21 protein-coding genes, 1 pseudogene and 1 other annotated feature are annotated in these 26,047 nt (G+C 50.4%); of the genes and pseudogenes, 19 read left to right on the forward strand and 3 right to left on the reverse strand.

Going from position 1 to position 26,047, the window contains the following annotated elements; translation table 11 throughout:
* Positions 1-141: 141 nt before the first annotated feature.
* The 9 genes from ACFVTB_RS10525 to vanT all read left to right on the forward strand — a co-directional run bounded on the left by ACFVTB_RS10525 (position 142) and on the right by vanT (position 10,721).
* Complete coding sequence (locus ACFVTB_RS10525; RefSeq protein WP_387748219.1) at positions 142-1,620, forward strand: sugar ABC transporter ATP-binding protein; 1,479 nt, start codon at positions 142-144, stop codon at positions 1,618-1,620.
* An 18-nt stretch (positions 1,621-1,638) separates the two neighbouring features.
* Complete coding sequence (locus ACFVTB_RS10530; RefSeq protein ID WP_387748221.1) at positions 1,639-2,613, forward strand: ABC transporter permease; 975 nt, start codon at positions 1,639-1,641, stop codon at positions 2,611-2,613.
* Positions 2,614-2,710: 97 nt separating this feature from the next.
* Positions 2,711-3,757, forward strand: a complete 1,047-nt coding sequence (locus ACFVTB_RS10535; RefSeq protein WP_387748223.1) for a substrate-binding domain-containing protein — start codon at positions 2,711-2,713, stop codon at positions 3,755-3,757.
* A gap of 22 nt (positions 3,758-3,779) precedes the next feature.
* Positions 3,780-4,742: a sugar phosphate isomerase/epimerase family protein gene (locus ACFVTB_RS10540; RefSeq protein ID WP_387748225.1), complete on the forward strand. Its 963-nt coding sequence runs from the start codon at positions 3,780-3,782 to the stop codon at positions 4,740-4,742.
* Positions 4,743-4,762: 20 nt separating this feature from the next.
* The gene (locus tag ACFVTB_RS10545; protein WP_387748587.1) at positions 4,763-5,899 is read left to right on the forward strand and encodes a Gfo/Idh/MocA family protein; all 1,137 of its coding nucleotides are present in this window, start codon (positions 4,763-4,765) and stop codon (positions 5,897-5,899) included.
* Positions 5,900-6,038: 139 nt separating this feature from the next.
* Positions 6,039-6,182, forward strand: a complete 144-nt coding sequence (locus tag ACFVTB_RS10550; protein WP_387748227.1) for an RAxF-45 family protein — start codon at positions 6,039-6,041, stop codon at positions 6,180-6,182.
* Between the two features lie 121 nt (positions 6,183-6,303).
* The gene (locus tag ACFVTB_RS10555; RefSeq protein WP_387748229.1) at positions 6,304-8,259 is read left to right on the forward strand and encodes an ABC transporter ATP-binding protein; all 1,956 of its coding nucleotides are present in this window, start codon (positions 6,304-6,306) and stop codon (positions 8,257-8,259) included.
* Between the two features lie 229 nt (positions 8,260-8,488).
* The gene (vanG, locus tag ACFVTB_RS10560; RefSeq protein WP_387748231.1) at positions 8,489-9,547 is read left to right on the forward strand and encodes a D-alanine--D-serine ligase VanG; all 1,059 of its coding nucleotides are present in this window, start codon (positions 8,489-8,491) and stop codon (positions 9,545-9,547) included.
* Between the two features lie 34 nt (positions 9,548-9,581).
* Positions 9,582-10,721 (forward strand): serine racemase VanT catalytic subunit, encoded by a 1,140-nt coding sequence (gene vanT / locus ACFVTB_RS10565; RefSeq protein ID WP_387748233.1) that lies wholly within the window; start codon positions 9,582-9,584, stop codon positions 10,719-10,721.
* A gap of 485 nt (positions 10,722-11,206) precedes the next feature.
* Here vanT and ACFVTB_RS10570 read toward each other — a convergent pair whose 3' ends face one another.
* Positions 11,207-11,794, reverse strand: coding sequence for an NAD(P)H-dependent oxidoreductase (locus tag ACFVTB_RS10570; RefSeq protein ID WP_387748235.1), 588 nt, complete (start codon positions 11,792-11,794; stop codon positions 11,207-11,209).
* Between the two features lie 145 nt (positions 11,795-11,939).
* On the opposite strand from ACFVTB_RS10570, the gene ACFVTB_RS10575 reads away from it, so the two are divergent.
* The 3 genes from ACFVTB_RS10575 (at position 11,940) to ACFVTB_RS10585 (ending at position 16,296) form a co-directional block, all read left to right on the forward strand.
* Positions 11,940-12,959: an AraC family transcriptional regulator gene (locus ACFVTB_RS10575; protein WP_387748237.1), complete on the forward strand. Its 1,020-nt coding sequence runs from the start codon at positions 11,940-11,942 to the stop codon at positions 12,957-12,959.
* A 99-nt stretch (positions 12,960-13,058) separates the two neighbouring features.
* Positions 13,059-13,301, forward strand: coding sequence for a hypothetical protein (locus ACFVTB_RS10580; RefSeq protein WP_387748239.1), 243 nt, complete (start codon positions 13,059-13,061; stop codon positions 13,299-13,301).
* A gap of 280 nt (positions 13,302-13,581) precedes the next feature.
* A complete protein-coding gene (locus ACFVTB_RS10585) occupies positions 13,582-16,296 on the forward strand; it encodes a winged helix-turn-helix domain-containing protein (RefSeq protein ID WP_387748241.1) in 2,715 nt (904 codons plus the stop codon).
* A 190-nt stretch (positions 16,297-16,486) separates the two neighbouring features.
* On the opposite strand, the gene ACFVTB_RS10590 is transcribed toward ACFVTB_RS10585, so the two are convergent.
* Entirely contained in the window at positions 16,487-17,155 is a 669-nt protein-coding gene (locus ACFVTB_RS10590) for a DUF559 domain-containing protein (RefSeq protein WP_387748243.1), read from the reverse strand.
* An 812-nt stretch (positions 17,156-17,967) separates the two neighbouring features.
* Here ACFVTB_RS10590 and ACFVTB_RS10595 point away from each other — a divergent pair.
* The 3 genes from ACFVTB_RS10595 (at position 17,968) to ACFVTB_RS10605 (ending at position 20,422) form a co-directional block, all read left to right on the forward strand.
* Positions 17,968-19,131, forward strand: a complete 1,164-nt coding sequence (locus tag ACFVTB_RS10595; protein WP_387748245.1) for a YhgE/Pip domain-containing protein — start codon at positions 17,968-17,970, stop codon at positions 19,129-19,131.
* A 66-nt stretch (positions 19,132-19,197) separates the two neighbouring features.
* Entirely contained in the window at positions 19,198-19,740 is a 543-nt protein-coding gene (locus ACFVTB_RS10600) for a PadR family transcriptional regulator (protein WP_387748247.1), read from the forward strand.
* Between the two features lie 157 nt (positions 19,741-19,897).
* Positions 19,898-20,422: a VanZ family protein gene (locus tag ACFVTB_RS10605; protein WP_387748249.1), complete on the forward strand. Its 525-nt coding sequence runs from the start codon at positions 19,898-19,900 to the stop codon at positions 20,420-20,422.
* Positions 20,423-21,143: 721 nt separating this feature from the next.
* Here the strand turns inward: ACFVTB_RS10605 and ACFVTB_RS10610 are convergent.
* A complete protein-coding gene (locus ACFVTB_RS10610; RefSeq protein ID WP_387748251.1) occupies positions 21,144-22,070 on the reverse strand; it encodes an aldo/keto reductase in 927 nt (308 codons plus the stop codon).
* Between the two features lie 101 nt (positions 22,071-22,171).
* Here ACFVTB_RS10610 and ACFVTB_RS10615 point away from each other — a divergent pair, with 101 nt between their 5' ends.
* From ACFVTB_RS10615 to ACFVTB_RS10630, 4 genes and pseudogenes are all read left to right on the forward strand, one after another.
* Positions 22,172-22,546, forward strand: a complete 375-nt coding sequence (locus tag ACFVTB_RS10615) for a MerR family transcriptional regulator (protein WP_387748253.1) — start codon at positions 22,172-22,174, stop codon at positions 22,544-22,546.
* A 101-nt stretch (positions 22,547-22,647) separates the two neighbouring features.
* Positions 22,648-22,878: a binding site (T-box leader), on the forward strand.
* 115 nt (positions 22,879-22,993) lie between these two features.
* A complete protein-coding gene (locus ACFVTB_RS10620) occupies positions 22,994-24,547 on the forward strand; it encodes a 2-isopropylmalate synthase (RefSeq protein ID WP_387748255.1) in 1,554 nt (517 codons plus the stop codon).
* Between the two features lie 165 nt (positions 24,548-24,712).
* The gene (locus tag ACFVTB_RS10625; protein WP_387748257.1) at positions 24,713-25,171 is read left to right on the forward strand and encodes a DinB family protein; all 459 of its coding nucleotides are present in this window, start codon (positions 24,713-24,715) and stop codon (positions 25,169-25,171) included.
* Between the two features lie 353 nt (positions 25,172-25,524).
* A pseudogene (locus tag ACFVTB_RS10630) lies at positions 25,525-26,030 on the forward strand (GrpB family protein); the annotation flags it as partial.
* Between the last annotated feature and the right edge of the window lie 17 nt (positions 26,031-26,047).

The following is a 26,047-nucleotide window of genomic DNA, read 5'->3' on the forward strand; positions in this document are numbered from 1 at the left end:
CGTTGCTGTGAGAAAAAAAGCACCGCTCTGCTCCGCAAGAATATGTAGTTTTGCCCCAATTTACTTAATTGTCCGGTTATTAGCAATTCGATAGAATGACCATAGATCAACAAACAAAGAGATTGAAAGCAGGTGAACCCTATGGTGCTGGAGATGAGAAACATCTCCAAAAGCTTTTTTAATGTGAAAGCGCTTCAAGCGGTCGACCTCGATCTTAGAAAGGGCGAGGTGCACGCGCTCGTTGGCGAGAACGGCGCAGGCAAGTCGACGCTGATGAAAATATTGGCCGGCATTTATCAACCCGACGAAGGTGAAATTTGGCTTAATGGCGAGCTGGTAGCCTTGTCTTCACCGACCGTTTCCCAGCGGCACGGCATTTCCATTATTCATCAGGAGTTGAACCTGATTCCTTACATGACTGTGGCGGAAAACATTTTTCTCGGACGGGAGCGTAAGCGTCTCGGCTTATTCTCGAATATTGGCGAGATGATCCGGGAGACGGAAAAGCTGATTGCCCGGTTCGAGCTGGATCTGAACCCGAGAGCGCTCGTATCGAGCCTCAGCATCGGCGAGCGGCAAATCGTCGAAATCGCCAAAGCGATCTCGATGAACGCCGAAATCCTCATTATGGATGAGCCGACCGCCGTTCTGGAGGAGCGGGAAGCGCAGAAGCTGTTCGACTTGATTCAGCAGTTCAAGAGCGAAGGCGTCTCGATCATTTACATTTCGCATCGGTTGAATGAACTGAAGCGGTTTTGCGATCGGATTACCGTACTGCGCGACGGCGGTTATGTATGCACGTCGCCGATCGAAGGGCTGAGCGAGAAGGAAATTGCAAACCTGATGGTCGGCCGCGAGCTTAATGATTTGTATCCGGCCGTTCGCGAGCAGTTCGGAGAGGAGCTGCTGCGTGTGGAAGGACTTACGCGGAGACCGAGCTTCGAGGACGTCAGCTTCTCCGTCCGGCGCGGCGAAATTATTGGCTTCGCCGGTCTAATCGGCGCCGGCAGAACGGAACTGGCCCACACGCTGTTCGGAGACTGGAAGCCGGACAGCGGAATCGTCTATTGGAAAGGAAAGCCGGTCTCCTTCCGGCAGCCGGCGGAAGCCGTTAAAGCGGGAATCGGTTTCGCAACAGAGGACCGGAAGGATACCGGGTTGTTTTTGAATATGAGCGTCAGCCAGAATGTCTCGGTAACTTGTCCCGATAAGATCAGCAGATGGAGCTTTTTGCGCAAGCAGTCCGAGAGCAGGCTCGTACAGCAGAACGTCGAGCAGCTGAGGGTTAAGGCGCCAAAGCTGAACCGTCCGGTCAAAAACTTGAGCGGCGGCAATCAGCAGAAGGTCGTGCTCGCCAAATGGTTGGCGGCGGAAAGCGAGCTGTTCATTCTCGACGAGCCGACCCGAGGGATCGACGTAGGAGCCAAAGGCGAAATATATGAGCTGATCTCGCAGCTTGCCGCCCAAGGCAAAGCCGTCATCGTCATCTCGTCCGAGCTGCCCGAACTGCTGGGCTTGTGCAACCGGATTTTAGTCATGCACCACGGCCGGATCAAAGGGGAGCTCGACCATTCCGTCGCAAACGAACAAAATGTCATGGCCCTGGCAGCCGGCGTATAACGAGAGGAGTATAAGGCAATGTCCAACGCAGTTACCGAAGTGAAAAAATCGAAGATCGGCGAGCGGAAATGGTTCAATTATTTATGGGAGCAGTACAGCGTTTTGTTCGCGTTAATTCTGCTTGTCGTAATCGCATCGATATTAAGCGAATACTTCTTGACGGTCACCAACATTACGAACATTTTGCGCCAAGTGTCAATTGTCGGCATTTTGTCGCTCGGCATGACGTTCGTTATTATTCTTGGCGGCATCGACTTGTCGGTCGGCTCTGTGCTCGCCTTGTCTGGCACGGTCGTTATGGCGTCGCAAGTAACCTACTCGACCTCCATTCCGGTTTCCATTATTCTCGGCCTGCTTTGCGGTCTGCTCATCGGATTGATTAACGGGCTTATGGTAACCTACGGCAAAATTACAGCTTTTATCGCGACACTGGCGATGATGACGATCGCAAGGTCTCTAGCGCTGTTTTACGCCGACGCCGGCGCCATTTCGGGAATGAACTCGACATATGCAAAGATCGGCAACGAGTACTTGTTCGGAATCCCGATCCCGGTCATTATTTTCGTCGTGATGGTTCTTCTCGCCTACATCGTTCTCGAGAAAACGGTATACGGCAGACATCTCTACGCGGTTGGCGGCAATATGCAAGCGGCTCGCTTGTCCGCCATCTCGGTATTCCGCGTCACGATCATCGCTTATATGATATGCGGCTTTACGGCAGCGGTAGGCTCGATCATCGAGACATCCAGACTCAACTCGATTTCAACTTCGACCTCGGGGAATATGTACGAACTGGACGCAATCGCCGCGGTCATTATTGGGGGCGCAAGCTTGGCTGGAGGAAGGGGCCGAATTCTCGGCACATTGTTCGGCGTCCTCATCTTGGGTGTACTAAGCAACACGATGAACCTGCTCAACATTTCATCCTATTTGCAGGGGGTGGTTAAGGGCATCATCATTATCGCAGCCGTTTTGCTTCAGAAGCGTGATTAGCACGAGTGCTGCCGTTCACCGCGTATTGCAGCGTATTGAGTTGAAATTCCGTTTCATTGCAAGACCAAAAAATGAACGTATTGGAGGGTCATTATTTATGATGAAAAAAAGGAAAGCGATGCCCGTCATCGCACTAGTTGCTATTCTGGCCATTCTGTCGGCATGCTCGAGCGGAGCCGGAAATAAGCCGCCATCGCAGCCTACTGCGGCGGCGCAGGACGATCCGAAGCCTGCCGCCAAAGGCGAGTATACAATCGGCATTTCTTTGCCGTCTGCCGACCATGGCTGGATGGGAGCGTTGATTGCCAACGCGAAAGCCGAGGCTGAGAAGCACGACAACGTCAAATATTTACTATACACGGCAAAGGACCCAGCAAAGCAAACGTCCGACATTGAAGATCTGATTACCAAAAAAGTGGACGCCGTCGTCATGCTTCCGATGGAATCGGCGGCGCTGACGCCTGCGGCTGAGAAAGTGGCGAAAGCGAACATCCCGCTAATCGTTGTAGACCGTGCGGTCAACACCGAAAGCTATCGTACTTACGTAGGCGGCGACAACTACGGCATCGGCTTCGGAGACGCCAAGCACTTGGTGGAAGAGTTAACGAAGAAGAAGGGCAAAGCGGAGGGTAAAGTTATCGAAATTTCCGGTGTGCCTTCCACCGTAACCGATCTGCGCTCGAAAGGGTTCCGCGATTACATTAAGGATTATCCGGGCATTCAAATCATCGCTACACAGCCAGGTGATTTTACACGTGAGAAGGCGCTTAAAGCGACGGAAAACCTGCTGCAGGCAAATAAGGAGATCGACGCTGTCTACTCGCAGGACGACGATATGACGATTGGCATCGTTCAGGCGATACGCGACGCCAAGCGGGAGAAGGAAATGTTCATCGTCAGCTCCGGCGGCATGAAGGAAGTCTATCAAATGATGAAAGAGAAGAGCTTGCCGGAAGTTATCGTTTCGCTGACCTATTCGCCGACGATGGGCGGCACGGCCGTCAATCTGGCAGTGAAGGTACTGGAGCATCAAGGGCTTGAAGGATTTTGGGAGAAAACGATCCCGCATCACATTATTTTGGAAGCGACGCCGATTACGCCGGAAAACGTCGACGAGTATTTTAAGCCTGACGCCAACTATTAGAACCGATCGGAGGTAGGAAGCGATGAAATTAGGCGTGTTCACCGCATTGTTTAGCAATCGCAGCCTGGAGGAAGCGCTGGACGCGGCAAAAGCGGCGGGACTCGCGGCAGTCGAACTCGCATCGGGAGGCTATGTGGGCAAAGCCCACATAGCACCTTCCGAGCTGCTGCAAAATCCGGCCGCCATCGAGCGAATAATTGAACTGGTCAAGGAACGTGGATTGACGATCAGCGCGCTTAGCTGCCATGGCAATCCGCTTCACCCGAACAAAGAACAGGCGGAAGCCGATCATAACGATTTTACGGATACAGTCAAGCTGGCATCGCAGCTCGGGGTTGATACCGTCATTACGTTCTCCGGCTGTCCGGGAGACTCGGAGCATTCGCTTTATCCTTCTTGGGTTACCTGTGCCTGGCCTCCCGACTTCCAGCAAGTGGTGGAATGGCAGTGGACGAATAAAGTCATTCCCTATTGGCGCGAGCAATCCGAGTTTTGCCGTTCGTACAACGTGCGCGTAGCCATCGAGGCTCATCCGGGATTCGTCGTCTACAATACGGAAACGGCGCTTCGCCTTCGCCGCGAAGCCGGCGACAATATCGGGGTCAACTTCGATCCGTCGCATCTGTTCTGGCAAGCGATGGATCCAGTGGAGTGCATTAAGGCGCTTGGCGGGGCGATCTACCATGTGCATGCAAAGGATACGTCCATCGACCGCCGAAATACCGCATTAAACGGCGTGCTGGACGTCAAGCCGTATGCGAGCGAGCTGGAGCGTTCCTGGATTTTCCGCACAATCGGTTACGGAAACGAAGCGAAGGTATGGAAGGATATCGTCAGCACGCTGCGCAAGATCGGCTATGACGGTGTCATTAGTATTGAGCACGAGGACAGCCTCATGTCGGTGCAGGAAGGCTTCCTGAAAGCCGCTCAGTTTCTAAATGAATTAATTATTGGCGAGAAAGCTGGTGAAATGTGGTGGGCGTAAACAGGCCTTTGAACATCGGGATGGTTGGATACAAATTTATGGGCAAAGCGCACAGCCATGCTTATAAGGACATCGGCATGTTCTTTGATCTGGATCGTCCGATTCAGATGCAGGCGATTTGCGGCAGGGACGAACAAGGCGTAAAGGAAGCGGCTGAACGCTTCGGCTGGAATGGCTACGAGACAGATTGGCGAGCGTTGGTGGAGCGAGAGGATATCGACCTGATCGATGTAAATACACCGAGCAATGCGCACAAGGATATTATTATTGCCGCGGCAAGAGCCGGCAAGGCCGTGTTTTGCGAGAAACCGCTCGCGCTCACGCTGGCAGATGCGAGAGAAATGCTGCAGTCGGCAGAATCCTCCGGCGTCCGCCATGCGATATGCTTCAACTACCGGTACCTTCCGGCCGTCCAATTAGCCAAGCAGCTAATCGACGAAGGACGAATCGGTCAAATTCATCATTATCGCGCTACGTATTTGCAGGACTGGCTGATCGACCCGGCCTTCCCGCTCGCTTGGCGTTTGCAGAAAGAATATGCGGGCTCCGGGGCGCACGGCGATTTGAACGCACACTGCGTTGATCTGGCTCGTTACTTAATCGGCGATTTTGACAAAGTGGTCGGCCAGCAGCGGACTTTCGTCGGCAAACGGCCAATCCCTCTCTCGACGACTGGACTGACCGCCGTTGCATCGGAGACTTACGGCGATGTGACCGTTGACGATACGACTTCTTTCCTGGCGCAATTCAAAAACGGAGCGATGGGCGTATTCGAAGCAAGCCGTTTCGCAACGGGCTGGAAAAACGGCAATACTTTCGAAATTTACGGCAGCGAAGGCGCCATTCGCTTTAATCTGGAACGGTTAAACGAACTGGAAGTGTATCTTCGCGAAGACGAGCCTCGCTTACAGGGGTTCCGCACCGTTATAGCGACGGAAAGCGTTCATAAATACGCAGGAAACTGGTGGCCGCCGGGCCATACAATCGGTTATGAGCATGCGTTTATTCATCTCATCTACGAATTGGTTCAAAGCATGCGCGAAGACGGGACGAAGACGTATCCGGACTTCTCTGACGGTGTGAAATGCCAGCAAGTGCTGGAAGCCGTCGAGAAGTCGATTGCAGATAGCGCGTGGATTGACGTAGATAGTTTGTAACGGATAGCGGATAACAGATGACAGATCATGAAATAACGATTAACGGAATGGGGCCGTCTGCTCATGGAGCGGACGGCCCTTGGCATGACGCAGAGAATATGATATATTGATTTCAACTTTGTAAAGGGAGGTGAGGTAGGTGAAACTCGAGAAGGTCTATGATCGTATTAGCCAGCTTATGGTAGCAATGGCTGGCATTATCCATGCACAATTTGCGAACGGGATAGGTCTGTCCATTTTTAACTATACGATCTTACCATTCGCGAGAAGACGCCTACCTTAACCGCTACGGATGCATGTTATGAATCCACGGGGGTCGCGGGCTTGTTGCCGCGGCTCTTTTTTTTGTTTCAATACCGGGTTGAGGCAAGGTCGGGTCTTCTCTATACCAGGAGGACTCTACTATGATAATCGTAAATATACAGCAAATGAAAAAATATAACGCCGCCAATCTCGTGCTGGACGGCATAACCGGTCAAATCGGCGAAGGCGCAAGGCTCGGCCTCGTAGGCGCAAACGGCAGCGGCAAGTCGACGCTGCTGCGGTTGATTGCAGGAATGGAAGGGCCGGACGAAGGGCAGCTTGCCGTGAAGAAGGGGCTGCAGGTCGGATATTTACCGCAAATCCCGGTCGAATATGAAGACATGACCGTGTATGAAGTGATGGCCTCCGGCTTCCGAGAGCTGTTTGACGCGAAAGCGGAAATGTCGGCGCTCGAGGTCCGGATGTCCGGAGCGGAGGCTGCGGCTGATTCTGAAGTGATGGAGAAGCTGCTTGCCGACTATTCGAAGCTGCAACAGCGTTACGAGCAGGGAGGCGGCTACGGCATCGAGACGGAAATCGATCAGGTGGCAAGCGGACTCCGTATCGACCGACAGTTTGACGGCAGGCGATTCGGCAGCCTGTCGGGAGGCGAGAAGACGCGCGTGATTCTCGCAGCCCAGCTTGTGGTTCGCCCAGAACTGCTGCTGCTCGACGAGCCGACGAATCATCTCGATCTGAGCGGCCTCGAGTGGCTGGAGCAATATCTTGCCCGTTACGAAGGCGGCTTCATCGTTGTCTCTCACGATCGCTACTTTTTGGATGCCGTTACGAAGGAAACGTGGGAGTTGGAGGACGGCGAGCTGCATCAATATTTAGCCGGCTACAGCGGATATTTGAAAGAGAAGGAAGAAAGGCTGTTGCAGCAATTCGCCTTATACCAGGAGCAGCAGAAAACGATTAAGAAGATGATGGAGAGTATCCGTCAGCTGGAGGAATGGGGCCGTATCGGCGGAAGCGATAAGTTTTTCAAGCGGGCCGCTTCGATCAGGAAGGCGCTCGATCGGATGGAGAAGGTGAAGCGGCCGGTTATGGAGCGGAAAACGGCCGGTTTTGATCTGTCGCCGACGGATCGTTCCGCGAAGCGAGTGCTTTCGTTCGAAGGACTGCGCAAGCAATTCGGTCCGCGTTTGCTGCTGGAGGGTGCAGAGGGTGAACTGCAGTACCAAGAGAAAACGGTGCTCGTCGGCGATAACGGGACGGGGAAAACGACGCTGCTGCGTTTGCTGCTCGGGATGGATGAGCCGGATGCCGGCGAGATTAAACAAGGACCGCGCGTAACGATCGGATATCTGGCACAGCAAGAGCCGATTAGTGACGATAGGCGGACGATGCTTGCCTATTTCCGGGAAGAAGGCCAGCTTGAGGAAGGCGAAGCGCGGCAACTATTGGCCAAATATTTATTTTACGGAAATGATGTTTTCAAGCCGCTCAGAATGCTATCCGGCGGAGAGTGGACGCGCTTGCGGCTCGCGCTGCTCGTTCTCGGCAAGCCCAACTTGCTTGTACTGGATGAACCGACGAATCATCTTGACGCAGCCTCCCGCGAGGCGCTTGAGGAAGCGCTGACCGAATATCCCGGAACGATGCTTGCTATTTCTCATGACCGATATTTCATTAACCGGCTGGCCGGACGCGTATGGGAGCTGGAGCAAGGGAGGATTGTTTCGTACCTTGGCAATTACGACGATTACAAAGTAGAGAGAGAAAAGCGTCGTGTCGTGATGGATGAGCGTCAGCAGGAGCCGCTAGCGGAGCGGCGAAACGGACGGGACGGAAGCCGAACGACGACGGAGAAGGAAGAGCAGCGGTCTGCTGCTGCACGGAAAACTTCAGCTCGAGCAGCGCTTTCGCTTGAAGAGCTGGAGAGAGCGGTCTCGGAAACGGAAGCCGAATTGGCTCAGATCGACCGGGAGCTTTCCCGCTTATCGGAAGAAGGCGATATGGAGTCGCTGGCCGGGCTTTGGAGCGATCGGGAGCAGCATGCGAGCCGTCTTGACGAGCTGATGGAGCAATGGCTGGAGCGGTCAGGCGAGTGAAAAGTGTTGTTACCACCCGTGCCGCCCCTCCGCGTGCTGGGAGCTGTGCGCGAGGCTGTTTTAATAATATTTGAGAAACGACTGCATCTGAATAAGATAAATATTAAGCCGCTTTATATTTGCGAAAGATTTGCCGATGCAATCTTTGGATTTTCTTAAGCTTGTCTTTAGCGTCTGTTAAATTGTCCTCCGTAAGATAGAGGAAGTTAACAGACGAGGGGGCATTGCAATGGAAAAAATAAAAATTGGTGTCGTATTCGGCGGACGTTCGACGGAATACAGCGTTTCGCTGGCGTCGGCATCGGCGGTTATCGACCATCTGGATAAACAAAAGTATGAGATCGTTATGATTGGAATAACGAAGGAGGGGCATTGGTACCGGTACGAAGGCGATCCTTCACTCATCAGGGATGATTGCTGGGATACGCATGAAAGCTGCGTACCGGCATTCATTGCGCCGAGCAGGAGCCGGCAAGGGTTGATCGAGCTCGTTGGCGACCATCATCGCTACACGCCGCTCGATGCCGTTTTTCCAGCGCTGCACGGCAAAAATGGGGAAGACGGTACGATTCAAGGCCTGCTGGAGCTGTCCGGCATTCCTTTTGTCGGCTGCGGCACGCTTTCGTCCGCGCTATGCATGGACAAGGCGCTGGCCAAAAGAACGGTGGAGGCGGCGGGTATCGCCGTTCCAGCTTATATCGCCGTCGCGCCGGGTACTGCCGTAACGGACGCAGCTGCAGCGGCGGACAAGCTCGGTTACCCGCTTTACGTCAAGCCGTCGAGATCTGGTTCCTCGATCGGTATTGTGAAAGCTTACAGCTTGCAAGAGCTGAAAGACGGCATCGAATATGCGCTTCATTTTGACAACAGATTGATTATTGAACGGCATGTTGACGGCGTCGAGCTTGGCTGCGCCGTTCTCGGTTCCGGAGAGCCGATCACGGGCGAAATCGACGAAATCACATTAACCGGCGAATTTTTTGATTTTGAAGAGAAATACTCGCTCAGCACCTCCGAGATCCGGCTGCCGGCTCGTGTTGATGCGGCCACGGCTATCCGGGCTAAAGAATTGGCGCTGCACATTTATCGCGAATTGAACTGCAGCGGCTTTGCCCGCGTCGACCTGTTTCTTGCGAATGACGGCAGACTGCTGTTTAACGAGGTCAATACGATCCCCGGCTTCACTGCGAAGAGCCGATATCCGAATATGATGCGGCAGGCAGGCGTCGGCTTTCCCGATCTGCTCGATCGATTAATCGGTCTGGCGATGGAAGAAGAGCGGGTATGAGGCTGCGAGTTATTATGCCTAAGAGGAGCGGACCATGTTGAAGCCGCCTGCCCGCGCATGGGCCGAAATCGATCTCGACCGGTTGGCGCACAATGGAAAGGAACTGGTGAAGGCGGTAGCAAACGGAACCTCGTTGATGGGCGTAGTCAAAGCAGACGCTTACGGTCACGGCAGCGTGCAGGTTGCGCGCGTTCTTCGCAAGCTCGGCATTCGCGCTTTGGCCGTTGCATCGGTTGACGAGGCGATTCGTCTTCGTCGCAGCGGTATTCGCGGGGAAATCTTGATTCTGGGCTATACGCCGGAGCACCGGTTCGCGGACCTTGTTCGATGTAGGCTCAGTCAAACGATTGTCGGCGCCGATTATGCGGAGAAGCTGCAAGCTTACGGGAAGCGAATTCGTGTTCATGTCAAAATCGATACCGGAATGGGACGGCTTGGCGAACGATACGACCGGATTAAGCGTCTGCTGTCGATTTATCGGCATTCGAGGCTGCGGGTTGAGGGAACGTTCAGCCACCTGGCGACGGCAGACAGTGCCGATGAAGACGGCGTTTGGTTTGCAGAAGCGCAGCATATCCGTTTTCGCAGGGCCATCGAACGTATCAAGGAAGCGGGCATCGATCCCGGCCGGTTACATTTGCATGGGAGCGGCGGTTTGCTTCGATTTGGAACGGAGGGTATGGATTTGGCAAGGCCGGGCATTGCGCTATTTGGTTATCCGCCCGATTATAGGGTAAAAGTAGAAGTAGCAACGCCTGTCCAGTTGCTCCCCGTTCTGTCGCTGAAGGCGCTCGTTTCTCACGTCAAGGAGATGGAGGCGGATGAGAGTGTCGGTTACGATAGAGCGTATCTCCTAGCTCGTAAAAGCGTCATTGCTACGCTGTCCATTGGCTACGCGGACGGCGTAGCAAGGGAGCTATCGGAACGGAGAGGCTATGTACTAATTCGGGGCCAGAGAGCGCCGATGGTTGGCAAAATATGCATGGATCAACTGATGGTCGATGTGACTGGCATTGAAGGCGTGAGCCAAGGCGATGTTGCGACGCTTATCGGTCAAGACGGCGACGAGATCATTACCGCAGAGCATATTGCGCAGCGTCTTGGCACGCTGCCAAACGAAGTGCTGGTATCCATCGGGGCTCGGGTAGAGCGCCGGTACAGCAAAAAGAGTTAGCCCAACAGGGCTGGCTCTTTTTGCTGTCGAGAAGACTTGTGCAGTCCTTCAAAATAAATTCCCCTCACTACAAGTCAAGCACTGATTATGGATGTGCAAGTCTCAAATCTAAACGACAAGAAAGCCTTCAAAACCACTCTATCGTGGATTTGAAGGCTTTTTATTACTTTTGCGGTTCTACATCAAAATCAGTTCTTGACGCAAAAGAAGAGAGTAGCGAAGGGGCAGAGGGATTCTGGAGAAACGGCAGTGGTCGCTTTTAAAGCATGATTCCTACCTCAAACCTCTATTAAATAAAGGAATCAGGCTTTAATGGCGATCGGAAGAACCCTCTGACCCGTAGTGTTTCCCCTCACTTATAGTCAAGCACTGATTTCGGTTTTGAGCCGCTTTTGCAGAAGTTAATAATTTCATAGAGCTACTTTGGAATAGCCCTTTCTGCAACATGTCGACGAAACAAACCGGGTAACGCCAAAGCTGTGACATCAGCCAAGCCGCGTCCCTAATTTTTTTACACGCGCCAACCATTTATCCCGCTGTTCGGGGACGGACGACTTCACAGGGCCGATCTCGGTGATGCGCACCGGCGAGATGCCGCAAAACTGCAAAATGTTTTTCTTCATGATGTTATAACCTGCGCGTCCATATACGATCCGGTTATAGAAGGACGGTGTATCTGACGTTACGATTAATCGGGCTGTTTTTCCTTTTAGCAGCTTATCCCAAATTATAGAATTTTCGCGGTACTTAAATCCGAAGCCCGGCAGAAAGACACGATCAATAAATCCTTTCAGCAATGCGGGCATCGCTCCCCACCATATCGGATAAACAAACACAAGATGATCGGCCCAGCGAATTAACTCTTGTGCGTTCAGCAAATCGCTTTCCAGCTCGGTTCTTTTGCGGTAACCGTACTGCAATATCGGATTAAACTGGAGATCACGCAAGCGAATGATTCGAACTTCTGAGCCTGCCGTGACTGCGCCTGCCGCATAAGCTTCGGAAAGGGATGCGCAGTAGCTTTGCAAATCGGGATGGCCGTCGATGACGACGATTTTTTTATTGGATTGCATAATAGTGGTTCGCCTCCTCAACCTATTTGTCCTATGCTATATTGGTTAAAGACCAATAGTGCTTATAGTCAGTTTAGACGGTTGCTGCCGCCGAGAAAATGATCGGGAACGCAAGCCGGTTGCGAATTGACGCAAGGGGGAACGAATGGAACAAGGAATTGCGATTTCGATGATATATCCGATTATGAAAACAATCGTACGGATGGGGTACAGCGAGGAGCATTTTTGCCGCTACGCTTCCTTTGATACGAAGCTTCTGCAAGATCCTGAAGCGCGAATAACAGGCAGCGAGCTGGAGCGCATGACGGTCGCAGCCGCTGCTTTTACGCAAAACGACCATTTCGGGCTGCTGCAAGGGCAGTTGATGGAATTTGAAGATATGGGCATTCTCGGTTATATGATGCTGCATTCGGAGACAGTGGCGGATGCGCTGGCCGCTTACCGGCGGTATAACGTTTTACTTTGCAGCGGCTTTACGATTGAGTTGGAGGATCGGGGGGAGGCGGATGTGGCGATCGTTATATCTGCGGAGTATCCCCGCCGCTTATCCAGGCACTGTGTGGAGGATATGGCGACATCACTGTATAGGCTGATGGGCAGGCTGTGCAACCGAATAATTCCGTTGAAGGAGGTTCGTTTTTCGCACGAGGCACCTTTGGACGTAGAGCCTTACCTTGCTGTATTCGGCCTTAGTCCGAGGTTCGGCTGCAGGCAGAACGAGCTCGTTATCGAGAAAAAAGCGTTGCAGGAACAGGTGCTTTATTCGGATGTTAAGCTGCTCGGCATGTTCCGGACGCTTGCGGATGAAGCACTACGCGGGCTGTCGCAGGCAGAGACATTTTCGTCGCAAGTGCTGCAATGGCTGAGAGACGCTCTCCCGGCAGGCCTTCCCACTCTGCAGCAAACGGCTGATCGGTTTGCGATGAGCGCTAGGACGCTGCAAAACAGGCTGAAAGCGGAAAACACCTCTTTTTACGAGTTATCGGTCGTTTTACGCAAAGAGCTTGCCATCGGCTATTTGCGCAAAAGCGCCCTATCCATTGGGGACGTTGCTTTTGCGCTGCATTTCTCTGAACCGAGCTCTTTTCAAAATGCGTTCAAAAAATGGACCGGTCTGACGCCGGGACAATACCGGACACAATGGCAGAACGAGCAGCACGGTTAACAGGTAGGCGAATGCCATTCCGGTACAATCACCCAATCAAAGAGAGGCGTTTGCTCATAACCTACAACGTACTCAATCTTCCAGGAGGTGCTGTAAATTATGTCCGGTTTTGTAGGCGGAGCTTTTAATCACACGGGTATCATTTTGGTATTGTTCATTTTGCTCGTTATTATTGCTTGCAGCTGCGGAATTTTCGGCGGTTGGGGCGGCAGTCCATATGTGGGCGGAGCTAACACCGGCTATGGCAACGTGGCAGGCGCTAACACCGGCTATGGCAATGTAGCCGGCGTGAATACGGGATACGGCAACGTGGCTGGAGCAAACGTGGGCAAAGGTTATTAATTTCGTATAGATGAGAAGAAACCCCGAATATCAAAAACGGGGTTTTTTCTTTTTTTAGAATCAGGCAGTAGATCGAACAAAGTCTTTCGCGGCTTTTTACTTTGTTGTGATTCAGCGTCGGCGCCTACTGGTGGCCTTAAGTTGAAAAAGGACAATCACATCACATTTCATTGTGACAATCCTCATGGAAAGAAAGTTGACAAGCGGAATGTCGATTTTATAAGCTGATAGAAGTCATATCATCGGTAATTGGATAATCGTACTAGGAGAGACGAGGTGAATGGCGGTGACCGAGGAATGGGAAGAATCGGTTCTGCAGTCAAAAATCTATTTGCCGCGTTTAAGCGGCAACGAAGTATTCCGCATCCGGCTTATGAGTAAGCTGGATACCGGCGGCGAAATACCTTTAACATTGATTACCGCTCCTGCCGGATTCGGCAAAACGACGCTGGCTAGCAGTTGGGTACATAGCCGTTCCGTTGAAGCGGCTTGGTATTCTCTGGACGAGAGCGACAACGATCCGATTCGATTTTGGAGTCACCTCATTTCCGCGATTGAGCAGCATGGAGGTTTTGGGGAAAGGCTGCAGCCTGCGAAGAAGGCGCTGAGAAGCTCTTCAATGGAAACTGCTGTGTCTTTGCTGCTGAACGAGATGGATCGAAACGAGAAAATATTTCATTTGGTGCTGGACGACTACCATGTCATTACGAACAAAGACGTGCAAGAAAGCTTGGCTTTCTTTACGGAGCATTTACCGGCGCGAAGTCGTCTGCTTCTGCTGAGCCGGACGATTCCAAACCTCCCTCTGCCAAGGCTGCGAGTCAGCAAGCAACTGCTTCATATCGACGCCAACGAGCTTCGTTTTACAATCGATGAAGCGGACGAGCTGCAGAAGCTGTCACTGGAGAAGCCGATGCCACTAGAAGATTTGGCGCGTTTGGAGCAGAAGACAGAAGGCTGGGCGGCGGGGTTGCTGCTTGCTTTTCTATCTGTCGACAAGCGGAGCGACGTCTCGGCATTTATCGATTCATTTTCAGGCAGTCACCGGTATGTAATCGATTATTTGGTCGACGAAGTGTTGAACCGGCAAGAGGGAGAGCTACAACGTTTTTTGCTGCAGTTATCCGTATTGGATCGGTTTTGTCCGTCATTAGCCGATGCTGTTACGGAACGCAGCGATTCCTCCGAGCAGATCATTTTTTTAGAAAAGGCCCATATGTTCCTTGTGCCGCTCGACGACAGTCGGAAGTGGTATCGCTTTCATCATTTATTTGGCGAGATGCTTAGACGCAAGCTGAACGATTATGCAGAGTTAGAACATATCGAGGAATTGCATCAAAGGGCGCATATTTGGTTTGAGGAGAACGACTTCTATTCGGATGCGATCGAACATGCCATTAAAGCAAAAGATTACGAATCGGCCGCGTCATACATGGATCGCCATCTGCCCTCGCTTATCAAGAACGGTTCCGAGGCTTCGTTGCTTCGTTGGATCAAGGAATTGCCGCTCGGCGAAATCGCTGGCCGGCCCGATTTGTTTTATTATTTGGTGGGGACACTGGCCGCGGGCGGGCGAAGTCTTGAGGCGCAGAATTGGCTCGATCGCACGCTTGAATTATTATCGGAGGGGCATAAGCAGCTATCATCGGATACGAGAAGGAAGCTCAAAGTCGGTTCGGAGCTCTATCGGGCGTCTGTCGCCTACTACCGTGGCGATATTGATTCGTTTATCGAACTGGTGGCGGTCAATGTCGAAGAGCTGGAGCATTTCCCTCCGATCGTAAAGGTCGTAAATTTGGGAGAGGCCATGCTGCATCGAGGACCAATCGGTTTTGGCGGCAGACTTGGTAAAATGGCCTATTTGTCGCAGCGAATTGCTGCCGATAACCAGATCAGACAAGCGATGCAATATATGCTGCAAGGCCATGGGGTCGTATTTCTGGCTGATTTTATGTATGAGAAAAACAAGCTTGAAGAAGCTCGGCAAATGATCGAGGCAGGATTTGGCGGTATTCAAAGGTCGGAAGACAATTTGGGCGTCGTAACGCCAGGTACCATATTGCTCTCCAAAATCCTTCAAGCGCTAGGCGAATGGAACGAGGCCGAGCAGTTGCTGCGCACCATGATCGCTGAGATGGAACCCTTCAGTTCACCGCATTGGCAGCTAATGCTTGAAGCACGGTTCGTCCGGATGCGACTGTCGAAAGGAGACGTAGATCAAGGGCTGCGCTGGAGCGAACGGCGGCGCATTCAACCTGATAGTCGCGTAACCGTCGAGAGGGAATATGAGCTGATTACATTAGCACGGCTTTTACTGAAATTGAAGAGGAATGAGCCGGCTATTCATCTTTTAAGGCAGCTAGAAAGAAATGCGATCCAGTCCGACCGGCTGGGCAGCCGCATCGAAATTTTGATTTTGTTGGCGTTAGTTTATCATTGCCAAGGGAATGCGGCAAAAGCGGGCAGTTCATTGGAGATAGCGCTGCAGCTCGCGGAGCCGGAAGGCTACGTCCGTATTTTTCTCGACGAGGGGGAGCCCTTGGCGGAGATGCTGACAAGCTATCTGCACGCGGCGGCTAAAAACGAAACGCTGGAAAATGATGCGTTATATCGATATGCCAGCGAATTGTTCGCGGCGTTTGAAGCGGAGTCGGCTGGATTGGAATCGGCGAGCAGCGTTGAAAGGATGGCGGTGCCGGGCGCGAGAAGCGGTGACAGCGGTGAACAGGTTACCGGCGCTAGTTCGGCGTTTGACGTGGCAAGTGGTGATTCGACGACCGGTGCTTCATCGGTGGCAGAAACCATTTCGCTAACGAAGAGAGAGCTCCAGATTCTGTGCCTGATTGCAGAGGGGCGTACCAACGCGGAAATTGGCGAGGCTTTATTTGTCTCACCAGGCACGATCAAACGGTACTCACATAACCTGTATCAAAAACTCCGGACGAAAAATCGCGTACAAGCTGTGTCTCGTGCACGAGAGTTGAATTTGTTGTGACTGGTTTTGGGTGATGCCCACGAAAAGCCTCGCTAAGGTCGAGCGGAGGGAGTAGTAACGTCCGAAATGCAGTTATTCCCTCCGATAAGGCTGATAACGAGACCAATAACTGCAAAAAGGCAGTTATTGGTCTCGAAAAGTCCCTCACTTGCTCCGCGCGATTTAACACGAACGGCCTGCCACAGACAGTCTACAGGAGTGGCTTGGCTCCAGGAACCAGCTCGTAACGTGTTATTCGTCTGCCATGCTCGCCAGTAATTGGAGTAAGCAATCTTTTGTCACAAAGCGCTTGTAGCAATCGCACCGACTTGCGGTGGCTAGTTCCAAGGGACGATTGCACATCCACCGGTCGAAGCGGACGGGCCATGGCGTAGGCAAGCCGAATGATCTCACGTTCAGAGTAGATTAGCTGTTCATCATGGGAAGCTTCAGCCGAGAAGCGGCTAATGACCATACGCAATAACGTAACGCACAAATCGGGACGGTAAGCGACATCGTCGTACGAAAAAGAAATGACCGAATATCCCATGGCAGTAAGGAAGGTTTCCCGATTCAACTCGTTGCAATACTTTTGCCGATCCATATCGCGTACATGTGGACCAAAGCCCTTAATCTCGATAATAAGCTGAACGGAAGGACTCATCCAGACGAAGTCGCAAAAGTAAGATACCCCCCTCCAGTCCAAAATCTCATATTCGGGATGCAGATTGTCGAAGTTTCCCCACAACCGCCACCATACATTACGGCAAAATAACTGCTCTGCTTCCGAATGTCCCCGCTCCAACCTTCCTTTTCGCTCACCCGTTCGCCTCGCGATGTGCCTTTTCAAAAAAGCGCTATGCGCCTCATCAAAATTCATGCTCATCTTCCTCTCATGTGACGCCCGCAGGCGTCGATTCGAATTTTTAACCATCGGCTGTAGTTACTGAAATAAAAAAGAACGTCCCGCCACCCTGCTTAAGGATGAGTCGGGACGTTCTTCGTCGCGTTGTTATTTATTATATCCCAAAATATAGAAAAGCACTAGTGCTAGTGCTAGTACTAGCCTTTCGCCTAGCGTTTTTTTTAGCTTCCTTCCCACCAGCCACAGAAACTAGAAAACTCACTCAAATAATATAGGAATCATTGTTGTAAACAGTATTGTTCCCGCCGTGAACGAGACGATTGAGATTTTCAACCCTAAATTTTTCAAGAAAATTACACCCAGTAATGCTGCAACAATAGGTAAGCCCCATTAGAAACGGACCAAGTAGTTCATTCCAAAACCTGAAGTAGATAGCGTTGCCAATGAATTGATGTAAAGGATAGTTCCAATTATTATCCATACACATGAGAGCAATAAACTAATGGCTATTCTTGAAGCTAAGTTCACTTTGTTCACGAAATCACCTCAAGGAGGAAACGGAGCTTGCATAGCTTGCAAGAACTCTGACCGTTCCTATTTTAATCATTTATCAAAAAGCTAATAATCCTTTATCCGAAACAATTTTGGCGATCTTTTATCTACAAACAGATTTTCGTGCTCATTATAACAGAAAATGCGTGGAAAACGGTTGCAATCCAACAAGATTTTAGAAAGAAACTTTTGATTTGACTTCATACTCCAAACAGATTACTCTAATTAGAGTAAAAGATATAGAGTAAATTGAGGAGAGAAGGCGGAGGATAGGGATGAGAAACTTTTTTAGAAACAAAGGCGTGCTTAGCGGGATTTTTATGATTGTGCTTTACCAGGTTATTATGCTTAGCGTATTTATGTCCGGGTACAGCGCAGTTCCGAAAAACATTGACCGGTTGACTGTCGCAGTCGTGAACGAAGATGCGAAGTACGGAGTGGAGTTCGCGGACAAAATAAAGGAGCAGTTGCCGTTCCGCGTTATAACGGACCAGTCGCTTGCTCAAGCTAAAGAAGAACTTGAAAATCGCGATATTCATTTCATTATGCAAATTCCAAGCGACTTCTCTGAGAAGCTGTCGGGTCAGGGTGAGAAAGCCAGTCTGAATTACTATGCAAATGGAGGAAATCCGGCAATCGTCGTCAGCACTGTTCAAAGCGTTGCAGAACAAATTACGAATCAAATCGCCGCGCAGCTGCAATCGCAGAGCTTCCAAGGCTTGCTGACCACTATGCAAATGCCGGAGGAGCAGGCAAAAGCAACTGTCGACTCGATTATGACGAAGGTCGAATCCAATATTGTCGTAACGAACCCGCAGCCGGCGGGCATGCATAATCAAATGGCTCCGATGTTTCTGACGATGGCAACCTACGTCGGCGCGATGATCTATTCCATGATGAGCGTATCCGCTCTGAAAAGCATGAGAGGGAAAATGGGCAAGTGGAAAGCTTTCCTCGCTTTGCAAGGCACGAACGCCGTCATTGCCGTCATAGCGCCGCTAGTCGGTCTCGGCATTTACTTTTCAGTTCAAGGGTACGACGCGGCCGCCTTCTTCCAAGTATGGCTGAACCATTCCCTCGAGCTGTTCGCGGCCATCGAGTTCACAAGCATCTTCTCGCTGTTGCTCGGTCAAGCGGGCATGCTTCTCAATATGGTGCTGCTTTTGGTGCAGACGATCAGCAATGGGGCCGTTATGCCGCGTGCGATGATGCCAGGCTTTTTCGAGGCCGTCAGCCACATTTCGGTCATGTACTATACAGTGCAGCTTGATTACAATTTCTTGTTCGGCGGAGGCAAAACAGGCGTTTATCTATTCAGTTTGGCAGCAATCGCCTTATCAGCGCTTGCGATAAATGCTGTCATCTTCTTGTTCAAAAAGGAAAAGGCGAAAGCACTTGATGAGCAAGTTGAGCCTGCATCTCAGCCGATAATCATGTAGAATAATAAGAGGGCTGACAGGCTGCATAGGCCTGTCGGCTTTTATTGCATGAAGGAGGGCTTTAGATTGTCACTGCAAGTGTTCATCCTTGGCATGCTTAGCCAAGGCGACCATCATCCGTACGATATTAAAAAGACGGTACAGCGGTCGCTAGAAAATACAATCAACATAACGGACGGCACATTATATTATCATTTTGACTCGCTGCTCAAAAAAGGGCTTATTCGCAAGGTCGATGTTGTGCAAATCGACAACCGCCCGGAGAAAACGACCTACGGTATAACAGAGCCGGGGTTAAAAGCGCTGGAGGAGGAGGTTTACGCGAGCTTTAAAAATTTCAACAATAATGCCTCCATTTACTCTTCATTATTATTCCTCGATAATGTCAATAAAACGAAGCTGGCTTTTATTATTGAAGAGACGATTGAACGGTTGGAGGGATGGGAGAGGAAGGGCGCCGATTATCAGCTGGACAAGGGCAAGATGACCGAAAGCCAGGCTGAATCGGTTCAAATTCTGTTCCAGCATGCGGCTCAAACGCTGAGCAATAATTTGACCCTGCTGCGAAGCGTGCTGTCCAAAATTCGTCAAGACAATCACCAACAATAAGCAAAGAGGCTTTTGTTGTAATTTACCCGGGATCTTCACACTCTTTTAAGAGAAACTTTAGGTTTTCCTTGCTTCTTCTTAAAAAGATTTCTGTATTCTGTTTCTATCGAATCGAATCCGAATCGGTTAGAGAGAAAAACAGAAGGAGTCGATGCAAGTGAAGAGCGGGTTTCGTATAGGGACAATAGCCGTAGTCGGGCTGTTTACCGCCTATTTGTATGTACTGTTTATTATTATTTTGTTTAAATTTGGCACCCCGAATCTGCCGTTTCTGTGGGAGCAGCTGCAGCGTTTGCCAGAGCGTTCATTCCTTAGGGAGTTTACGTACTTATACAATGTCGTGCCGTTCAGGTCGGTGTTGGACACGCTCCTGTACCCATCCATTCATGGCTGGATAAACCTGTTTGGCAATATTGCGTTGTTCGTGCCGTTGGGGCTCTTTCTTGGTTATTTGGTACGGGGCCTGTCGTGGTCAGGGGCGGTCCTCGCATCGTTTGGACTCAGTTTGCTGCTTGAGGTATTGCAGCTCGTCTTCTTTATCGGGACGTTCGATACCGACGATCTCATTTTGAATACACTCGGCGGTGCTGTAGGTTTTGCTTTGTACAAATGGATCGCTCCGACGGCGGGGCAGAATGAGACGAGGCGGCGACATGTGCAGGCAAGAGTGGAGAATCGTTGAGATGAGGTTGCCTATTGCCGCATGCTCCCAAGCTCTCGTTAAGTGGGGGGACGTTTCTCACACATATCAAGCGATAAAATGTTCTGGCGCTGCCGATGGGATGAAAGATAACTGCAAAACTGCAGTTGTTTTTTGCTGTGGAGTGCTCTATGAGGGAATAACTGCCAAAACGCAGTTATTGACAGGCAAACGAGAGCAATTGGCGGATCCGGGGGCGAAATAACTGCAGAATGGCAGTTATTTTTATTTTGACAGCTATAAAGGTAAGGAATAACTGCAAAAATGCAGTTATTGGTTCAAGAGGCAAGACGTGCGAGGGGCACGGGGCACGGGGTGCGGGATGCAAGGAGCTTTATCAAACCAGCCTGAATTTCATAATTGATACATCTAAAACTACGCACAGCCTCCCGGCCAGATCGCGGTGCTTCGTTGCATGATAGCCGTTGTCCCACTACTGGTTGGTATCGACAGACAGAATTCAATTAGCATTGGGAAGCGATACGATGCGAAGGGAAGGCAAAGGGAAGGAAAGGAAAGAAAAGAAAAGAAAAGAAAAGAAAAGAAAAGAAAAGAAAGAAAAGTCACACCAGTTCAAGCTGCCGGGATTGTTGCAACGGAAAAAAAGAGACTTGACCCGCAACGGATCAAGTCTCTTTTGCTAGTTACGGCGCGCAAAGCAGCCGCTTGGCCCAGCATCAGGGCCAATACAGCGCACGGGCAATTAAGGCAAAATGTTGCCAGCCGCTTTGTAAATGCCGTACCATTCTTCGCGGGTAAGCGGAAGGTCGGAGCCTTGGATCGCATCCTTCAGACGGCCGATCTTGGTCGTGCCGAGCACGACTTGGATGTTCGCCGGATGGCGTGTAATCCAAGCAACGGCGATGGCCGTGTTAGTAACGTTGTACTTCGCAGCTAATTCGTCGATCAGCTTGTTCAGTTCAGCATATTGTTCCTGATCGCCGAGGAAAGGACCTTCGAAGAAGCCTTTCTGGAACGGAGACCATGCTTGCACAGTAATATCGTTCAGGCGACAATAGTCGAGAATACCGCCGTCGCGGTCGATCGACTGGTCGATGTTCATGTTCGCAGCGATGCCTGCATCGATCATCGGCGTGTGCGCGATGCTGAATTGCAACTGGTTGACGACCAGCTTATGCGGGATATATTTTTGCAGCAATGCGATTTGGTTTGGCGTTTGGTTCGATACGCCGAAATAGCGAACTTTTCCGCTTTTATGCAGCGTTTCGAACGCTTCTGCAATTTCTTCCGGCTCCATCAGCGCGTCCGGACGATGCAGCAGCAGAATGTCCAAGTAATCGGTTTGCAGACGATTCAAAATCCCGTCCGTCGCATTCAAAATATGCTCTTTCGAGAAGTCGAAGAAGCCTGGACGGATGCCGCATTTGCTTTGAATGATCATTTTCTCGCGAAGGCTAGCATTCATTTGCACCGCTTCGGCAAAGTACGATTCGCACTCGCCGTAGCTCGGGCCGTAAATGTCGGCGTGGTCAAAGAAATTAATGCCTTCCTCCATAGACGTGCGCACAAGCTTCTCTGCATCAGACAGGCTGAGCTCTTTCAGGCGCATATTGCCAAGAATAAGGTTGGAAACGTTCAAGTCAGTGTTAGCAATCGGAAAATATTTCATCGTCAAAAATCTCCCTTCGATCTCTTTATCAAATACAGGATAAATGATAGAGTTAACTCTAGGTCAATACTTGCATCGCAATTATTATGGGAGGACTTGCTGTGACATATACCATTTCGCAAGTTGCGCAAAAAACGAACCTATCCATCTTCACCATTCGTTACTACGACAAAGAAGGGCTGCTTCCGTTTGTAGACCGCCATAATGGCACTCGGGTTTTTCATGAGGAAGATATCGATTGGATCGATTTGATCTGCTGCCTGAAAAATACGGGCATGCCGATTAAAGAAATCCGCACGTTTATTCAGACGTGTACGGACAACCGCGCTGTCGTGGAAAAGGGGCTGGAAATTCTCGTGCGCCACAAAGAGAACGTACAGCGTCAAATGGAGGAAACGCGCCGCCATCTGGACACAATCGAGTATAAAATCGCACATTTGCCGAAAATGTACAAAGAGAAGTTTGCCAAGCTTTAAGACCGTGCATTAAAGGGGAACAAAAAAGTGCAAAATAAAATAAATGCGAAAAGCGGTTGACATTTTCGAACGCAAGGTCCTATAATAGCCATAATTCATACACAAATGTTTTGATTAGAAATAGTAGAAGTGATATGACCTTTCAGAGAGCCGTTGTTTGGTGTGAAACGGCAGCGTCGGTCCCTTCGAACTCGTCTATGAACAGCTGCCCGATAATGTAGGGTTAGACGGAATTCCACCGTTACAGGGATAGATGGTGATGGCCATCGAAATGAGCTCATTTCGCAAGAAATGAATTAGAGTGGTACCGCGGGTTAAACCTCGTCTCTAGATAATAGAGACGGGGTTTTTTTGTATCTAGAAATCGCCTAGTTTGGCTAAATTCCGGGTTTAGACAAGCGAGGCTTGAAATACAAATCAATGACGAGCATACAGGAGGATATGAAAATGACAAAACAAATTATTGTGCTGGATACGACGCTGCGCGACGGTGAGCAGGTACCGGGTGCGAAACTGAACGTACAACAGAAGCTGGAATTCGCTCATCAGTTGAAACGGCTGAACGTCGATATTATCGAAGCAGGCTTTCCGGCCTCTTCTGCCGGCGACTTCCGCGCTGTTCAGGAAATTGCGAAAGCGGTTGGCGATTCGATCTCGATTACGGCGCTCGGCAGAGCGGTCAAAGGCGATATCGACGCTGTCTACGAAAGCATTAAGCTGGCGCAAAATCCGTTGATTCATATCGTCCTGGGGACGTCGAACATTCACGTGGAGAAAAAATTCAACCGCTCCAAAGACGCTGTAATGCAAATGGGCGTTGACGCGGTCAAATACGCCAAAACTTTGCTGCCAAACGTTCAATACTCGACGGAGGATGCTTCGCGCTCCGATTTTGAATACTTGTGGAAAACGATTGAGGCCGTTGTTAAGGCGGGAGCTACGATGATTAACGTTCCGGATACGGTCGGCTATGCCGTTCCGGAAGAGTTTGGCGAGCTGATTCGGAAAATTAACGATCGTCTGAAAAATGTCAACGACAAGGTCGTGCTGAGTGTTCATTGCCATAACGACCTCGGTATGGCGACAGCCAACACACTGGCTGCAGTCAAAAACGGCGCCGACAAAGTCGAAGTTACGATTAACGGCTTGGGCGAGCGCGCCGGCAACACATCGCTCGAGGAAGTTGTCATGGGCTTGAAAGTGCGGGAGAATCATTTCCAAGCGAATACGCGCATTCGAACAGAGGAAATTATGCGAACTTCGCGTCTGCTGACTTATTTGACCGGTCTGGATGTCCAAGTGAACAAAGCAATAACCGGCGAGAACGCATTTGCCCATTCGTCGGGCATTCATCAGGACGGACTGCTCAAGGATAAGCAGGTTTACGAAATTATGTCTCCAGACGAAGTCGGCGTGGAGGATATGGAACTCATTCTGACCGCTCGCTCGGGCCGTCATGCGTTCAAAAACGCGGTAGAGAAGCTGGGCTTTGAAGCGGGCAACAGCGATGAATTCGAGCAGCTGTTCCAACAGTTTCTGGCGCTTGCCGACTCGAAGAAGGAAGTATACGATCACGACGTCTTCTATCTTGTTTCGAACCACAGAAAGATTGAAGAAGGCGACAAGCAGCTGTTCGAGCTCGATTCGTTCCAGGTCATTACGAACGATCTGCTGCCGACAGCTACTGTAAAGCTGAAGAAGGGCGCCGAATTTGTGGAAGGAAGCGCCGTCGGCGATGGGCCAATCGATGCGCTGTACAGCGTAATCAAGACGCTTGCTCAAGCGGATGTACAATTGAAGGACTATAAAATTAACAGCATGTCCCGAGGCAAGGAAGCAATCGGCCGGGTTAACATCCGTATGGAATACGAAGGCAAAACGTATGCCGGACGGGCGATGGATGCCGACATTATCAAGGCAAGCGCGATGGCTTTTCTGAACGGCATTAATGCGGCGCTGCTGGATACAGCAAAGGACGCGGCTCCAGTCGAAGCTAACTAGCGTCGACTGAATAGATGGAGGCAATCCGCCCCCAAGCTCTTGTCAGCAAGCTGGAGCTTGGGGGCTTTTGTCTGTCCACTCCTTTATCCGTTATAATAGAGGGATACTGCTGATCTGATTCAACTCACGCGCAGCAGACGCATACATCAAAGGAGAATTTATGACATGACGAACATGAATGAATTTATCTCGGGCTGGATGAGCCATCGCAATACCCTGCATCAGATGCTAGAGGAAGTGACCACCGAACAGCTTGCCTTCAAGCCTTGGGAGAAGGGGATGTCCGTATCGGAGCTTATCCTTCATATTACCGGTTCCATGAGCATGTTCGCCCTTACCGTGAAGAACAGCGAGCATACGCAACCGGGAGCGCCGAAGCCATTTGCGACCGCTGATGAGTTTCGGGCGAACGTTACGGCTGTTACGGAACAAACGGTGGAGATGTTGAAATCGCTCGCTCCAGAGCAGTTGGACAAGCTGATCGCATTTTTCGGCAATACATTGCCTGGCAGCGCGCTGCTGCAAAACGCAAAAGATCATGAAATTCATCATAAAGGGCAATTGTTCACTTATTTGCGTCTCGCCGGCATCGAGAAGCTGCCTTTCTTCGTTAGCCGCGGTTAGATAGATGGAGTAAGTTAAAGTCTTCGAACGAAGTTCGAAGGCTTTTTTTTTGTTCTTTTTGACTCAAACTCAGTGTTTGACTGAAAAGTAGAGAGCAGCGAAGGGGCAGAGGGAATCTGGAGAAACGAAAGTGGTCGCTTTTAAAGCAAGATTCCTACCTTAAACCGCTATACAATAAAGGAATCTGGCTTTAATGGCGATCGGAAGAACCCTCTGACCCACAGCGCATTCCTCACTTAATGTCATGTACTAATTTCCGCTTTGAACTGGTTTTTTCTATGGGTGACATAAGAGCGGACAGGAACTTGCAAGGGCATATGGAATATATATCCTATGCATAGGAGGCGGAACGCGTGAAGGTAAGATTAACGGATTACGATGAAAATTGGTAAGGCTGTTCCAGGATGAAGTTGAATTTCTGCAAGCCATATTTTCGGATGAAATCATACGATTCGAGCATTTTGGAAGCACAGCCGTTCGGGGCTTAAAAGCTAAGCCTGTCATCGACATGATGTGCATCGTGAAAGACATTAATACAATTGATTCATTTAACGAAGAAATGGTTGCTCTAGATTATGATGTTGCAGGAGAATGGGGTATCCCGGGAAGAAGATTATTTCGCAAAGGCGGGAAAAACAGAACCCATAACATCCACTTTTATCAACTCAATAACCCTCAGATTAAACGCCATCTTATATTCAGAGATTACTTAAGAAGCCATCCTGAAGAGGCAACGAGGTATGGCCGATTTAAGGAACAATTAGCTCAACAATATGAAAACACAAGTCAATATAGCCCAGCGAAAAAGGCGTTTGTAACAGAAATGGAACAACTTGCGCTTTTATGGTTTAATGAATCGCTTACAGCTGATGGAGG

It is taken from the genome of Paenibacillus sp. NPDC058071 (assembly GCF_042885235.1).
GTDB lineage: Bacteria > Bacillota > Bacilli > Paenibacillales > Paenibacillaceae > Pristimantibacillus.